At 48.2% G+C, this 4,502-nt stretch carries 4 protein-coding genes, 4 tRNA genes, 1 rRNA gene and 1 pseudogene; 8 read left to right on the forward strand and 2 right to left on the reverse strand.

Annotated features, from left to right (window positions below; genetic code table 11):
* The first annotated feature begins 33 nt into the window (after window positions 1–33).
* From rrf to birA, 3 genes are all read left to right on the forward strand, one after another.
* Window positions 34–149: ribosomal RNA gene (gene rrf / locus NNO04_RS22075) — 5S ribosomal RNA — on the forward strand.
* Window positions 150–294: 145 nt separating this feature from the next.
* Window positions 295–1,323: a UDP-N-acetylmuramate dehydrogenase gene (gene murB, locus NNO04_RS22080; RefSeq protein WP_271446485.1), complete on the forward strand. Its 1,029-nt coding sequence runs from the start codon at window positions 295–297 to the stop codon at window positions 1,321–1,323.
* Window positions 1,320–2,282, forward strand: a complete 963-nt coding sequence (gene birA / locus NNO04_RS22085) for a bifunctional biotin--[acetyl-CoA-carboxylase] ligase/biotin operon repressor BirA (protein ID WP_271446486.1) — start codon at window positions 1,320–1,322, stop codon at window positions 2,280–2,282. Before murB ends, birA begins: the two co-directional genes overlap by 4 nt.
* A 31-nt stretch (window positions 2,283–2,313) precedes the next feature.
* Here the strand turns inward: birA and coaA are convergent, their stop codons facing one another.
* Both coaA and NNO04_RS22095 read right to left on the reverse strand, forming a co-directional pair.
* On the reverse strand, window positions 2,314–3,264 hold the full coding sequence (gene coaA, locus NNO04_RS22090; protein WP_271446487.1) for a type I pantothenate kinase: 951 nt from the start codon (window positions 3,262–3,264) through the stop codon (window positions 2,314–2,316).
* A 292-nt stretch (window positions 3,265–3,556) separates the two neighbouring features.
* Window positions 3,557–3,637 (reverse strand): annotated as a pseudogene (locus NNO04_RS22095) (hypothetical protein); the annotation flags it as partial.
* Window positions 3,638–3,656: 19 nt separating this feature from the next.
* Between NNO04_RS22095 and NNO04_RS22100 the strand changes: the two are divergent.
* From NNO04_RS22100 to NNO04_RS22120, 5 genes are all read left to right on the forward strand, one after another.
* Window positions 3,657–3,732, forward strand: a tRNA-Thr gene (locus NNO04_RS22100).
* Between the two features lie 8 nt (window positions 3,733–3,740).
* A tRNA-Tyr gene (locus tag NNO04_RS22105) sits at window positions 3,741–3,825 on the forward strand.
* A 116-nt stretch (window positions 3,826–3,941) separates the two neighbouring features.
* Window positions 3,942–4,016: transfer RNA gene (locus NNO04_RS22110), tRNA-Gly, on the forward strand.
* 6 nt (window positions 4,017–4,022) lie between these two features.
* Window positions 4,023–4,098: transfer RNA gene (locus tag NNO04_RS22115), tRNA-Thr, on the forward strand.
* Between the two features lie 118 nt (window positions 4,099–4,216).
* Window positions 4,217–4,502: GTP-binding protein (locus NNO04_RS22120; RefSeq protein WP_000031682.1), on the forward strand; the 286-nt coding region annotated here is incomplete at its 3' end.

The raw sequence follows: 4,502 nt of genomic DNA on the forward strand, positions 1-4,502 counted from the left end.
CAGACCGTAAGGGTGTGTTGATAACAGAATTTGCCTGGCGGCTGTAGCGCGGTGGTCCCACCTGACCCCATGCCGAACTCAGAAGTGAAACGCCGTAGCGCCGATGGTAGTGTGGGGTCTCCCCATGTGAGAGTAGGGAACTGCCAGGCATCAAATAGTGAAGAAGCCCATCCTGACGGATGGGCTTTTTTGCGTTTCCACATTCCCCTTCTTGTCTCTCCCCTCTCTATAACCACAAGCCATACTGCTGCTTATGCTGTAAACTAAGCGTGATTTTGCATCAGGAAAGCGTCTATGAATCACTCCCTTAAACCCTGGAATACCTTCAGTATTGAACAATACGCCAACGTCATTGTTTGTGCCGAAAATGAACAACAAGTACTGAACGCATGGCAGTTAGCAGACTCACTTGGTCATCCGGTATTGATACTGGGTGAGGGGAGTAATGTGCTCTTCCTTGAACCTTTCAGGGGCACGGTGATCGTTAACCGTATCAAGGGAATTTCAGTAACGGAAAAAACGGATGCGTGGCACTTACATGTCGGTGCGGGTGAAAACTGGCATCATCTGGTGCAGTACTCTCTTGAGCAGGGAATGCCTGGTCTGGAAAATCTGGCGCTCATTCCCGGCTGTGTCGGTTCATCCCCTATCCAGAATATCGGCGCTTATGGTGTAGAGCTACAACGTGTCTGCGAATATGTCGACTGCGTTGAATTGTCAACAGGCAAACATTTGCGCGTCAGTGCTGAAGAATGCCGTTTTGGTTACCGCGACAGTATTTTCAAGCATGAATATCAGGATCGTTTCGCGATTGTCGCTGTTGGTCTGTGTTTACCTAAACATTGGCAACCGGTGCTAACTTACGGGGAGCTCGCGCGTCTGGATCCTGCAACGGTCACGCCTCAACAAGTTTTTGATTCTGTCTGCCATATGCGTACAACAAAGTTACCCGATCCGAAAGTGAATGGTAATGCGGGTAGTTTCTTTAAAAACCCGGTTGTCGCAGCTGAGATTGCACAGGTGCTGCTGTCAAAATTCCCAGAAGCGCCACATTATCCGCAAGTGGATGGTTCGGTGAAACTGGCTGCGGGCTGGCTCATCGACCAGTGTCAATTGAAAGGTGTGGGCATTGGCGGCGCTGCGGTACACCGCCAGCAGGCACTGGTGCTGATCAATGCCGATAATGCGACAAGTGAAGACGTTGTGCAGCTTGCACGTCTTGTGCGTGAGAAAGTGGGTGAAAAATTTAATGTCTGGCTGGAGCCAGAGGTTCGCTTCATTGGATCTGCAGGTGAGATAAACGCTGTGGAGGCCATTGCATGAAAGATAATACTGTTCCCCTGACGCTCATTTCATTACTGGCCGATGGAGAGTTCCATTCTGGTGAGCAACTGGGTGAAAAGCTTGGAATGAGTCGCGCGGCAATTAACAAGCATATCCAGACGTTACGCGACTGGGGTGTGGATGTATTTACCGTTCCAGGCAAAGGATACAGCTTACCGGAGCCGATACAGTTACTGGATGCTTCTCGCATTCTTAGCCAACTGGAAGGTGGCAATGTTTCAGTTCTTCCCGTTATAGATTCTACTAATCAGTACTTACTGGACCGTATTGGCCAGTTGAACTCTGGTGATGCCTGCGTGGCAGAATACCAGCAGGCAGGCCGTGGCCGACGTGGGCGCAAATGGTTTTCGCCGTTTGGTGCCAATCTGTACCTTTCTATGTTCTGGCGCCTGGAACAGGGCCCGGCAGCGGCAATTGGACTGAGTCTGGTCATCGGTATCGTTATGGCAGAGGTGTTGCATGATCTGGGGGCTGATAAAGTACGGGTGAAATGGCCCAACGACCTTTACCTTCTGGATCGGAAACTTGCCGGTATTCTTGTCGAGTTAACAGGAAAAACAGGCGATGCTGCGCAAATTGTCATTGGCGCAGGAATCAATATGGCGATGCGTCGTGTTGAAGAAGGGATCGTGAATCAGGGGTGGATTAACCTTCAGGAAGCCGGAATTACCCTCGATCGCAATACTCTGGCTGCGCGACTCATTAGGGAGCTTCGCGCCGCGCTGGAATTATTTGAACAAGAAGGTTTGGCCCCTTATCTGTCCCGTTGGGAAAAGCTGGATAATTTTATTAATCGGCCTGTGAAGTTAATCATCGGTGATAAAGAAGTATTTGGTGTTTCCCGAGGAATAGATACTCAGGGAGCATTACTGCTTGAACAGGATGGTGAGATTAAATCCTGGATGGGCGGGGAAATATCACTAAGAAGCGCAGAATAATAACAAGGGGAGCTATGGCTCCCCTGTTAAATTATTTTCTTAACCGTACTTGTTCAACGGCGTGATTAGCACTCTTAGTCATGATAAGACTGGCACGTTCACGAGTTGGTAGTATATTTTGCTTTAAATTCAACCAGTTGATTTCTTTCCATAGCGATGTCGCAGTATTGATAGCTTCATCTTTAGATAATTTTGCGTAGTTATGGAAATAGGAGTCTGGATCGGTGAACGCCCCTTCGCGGAACTTAAGGAAGCGGTTTATATACCACGTTTGAAGTAATTCTTCTGGTGCGTCGACGTAGATTGAGAAGTCGACAAAATCAGAAACAAATACATGATGTGGATCGTGCGGATAGTCCATTCCGCTTTGCAATACATTTAATCCTTCAAGAATCAATATATCAGGCTGCGCAACCGTCTTATCCCCATCCGGGATCACATCATAAATTAAATGTGAGTAGACTGGGGCCGTGACGTTTGGCACGCCTGACTTGAGATCAGAAACGAATTGCACCAGGCGACGCATATCGTAAGACTCAGGGAATCCTTTCTTCTTCATCAAGCCGCGATCTTTTAGAACCTGATTAGGATGGAGGAAGCCATCAGTCGTAATTAATTCAACGCGACGGTGCTCGGGCCAGCGGCTCAGTAGCGCTTGCAGGACACGCGCAGTGGTACTTTTGCCGACAGCAACGCTACCCGCAATACTAATGATGTAGGGAATCCGCTGACCGTTAGTCCCTAAGAATTGCTCCAGAACCGCCTGGCGACGCAGGTTTGAACTGATATAAAAATTGAGCAAGCGTGAAAGGGGTAAATAGATCTCGGCAACTTCTTCCAGCGACAAATCTTCATTAATACCTTTGAGTCGCGCAACTTCATCCTCTGCCAACGTCATTGGCACGGAGTCACGGAGTGCGGCCCATTGGTTGCGATCAAACTGTAGGTAAGGCGTCATTAACGTTTGCTCTTTTATACTCATAAGCATGTTTCTGACTGTCATTGCTCTATCAGGTCAATGATAAAAAGGCGAATCATCTCCGGTATGCAATGGCACGTCACATTTCAGTTAATTTGGACAATGGGCAGGAGGGTAACACCAGATGGGAGGGAATAATAAGAAAAAATACCTCATGAGAAACATTATCTGAGGAACAATGTGGCGGATATGCCCTATACATAAGATACGAGTTCTCTTCGTGAGTGATGCTAAATAGCGCTGACAAGGGTGGTTGGTGCTGAAAAAATGCGCATACTAAAATGAAAATCGACTATTTATCGGTCGTGTAGTGCAAAATGTGAGCGATAGAACATTTTATGCAATTTTTTAGTTGCATGAGTGCGAATGTCTCCATAAAATGCGCGCTACTTGATGCCGACTTAGCTCAGTAGGTAGAGCAACTGACTTGTAATCAGTAGGTCACCAGTTCGATTCCGGTAGTCGGCACCATCAAGTCCGGTGGGGTTCCCGAGCGGCCAAAGGGAGCAGACTGTAAATCTGCCGTCACAGACTTCGAAGGTTCGAATCCTTCCCCCACCACCACTTTCTGGCAGCGTTTTCGCCGCCTGAGTTGGTTAAAAAATTAATCAGCTCAAAACATAAAAAGAGAGAAATCTCTTTTTTGTTACAGAAAGAACTGGGTAGCCGAGTTTCAGGATGCGGGCATCGTATAATGGCTATTACCTCAGCCTTCCAAGCTGATGATGCGGGTTCGATTCCCGCTGCCCGCTCCAAGACGTGCTGATATGGCTCAGTTGGTAGAGCGCACCCTTGGTAAGGGTGAGGTCCCCAGTTCGACTCTGGGTATCAGCACCACTTCACTTCTCCTTCCCGTTTCTCTCTGTTTTCCGTTAAAAATATTCAACAGTTCAGGCATATCGCCTGGTTGATGTGGTGATATCACCGATTTATCCGTGTCTTAGAGGGACAATCGATGTCTAAAGAAAAGTTTGAACGTACAAAACCGCACGTTAACGTCGGTACTATCGGCCACGTTGACCATGGTAAAACAACGCTGACCGCTGCAATCACTACCGTACTGGCTAAAACCTACGGCGGTGCTGCTCGCGCATTCGACCAGATCGATAACGCGCCGGAAGAAAAAGCTCGTGGTATCACCATCAACACTTCTCACGTTGAATATGACACCCCGACTCGCCACTACGCACACGTAGACTGCCCGGGCCACGCCGACTATGTTAAAAACATGATCACCGGTG

Origin of the sequence: Citrobacter sp. Awk 4, from assembly GCF_028069725.1 — a bacterium.
Classification (GTDB): Bacteria; Pseudomonadota; Gammaproteobacteria; order Enterobacterales; family Enterobacteriaceae; genus Citrobacter_D.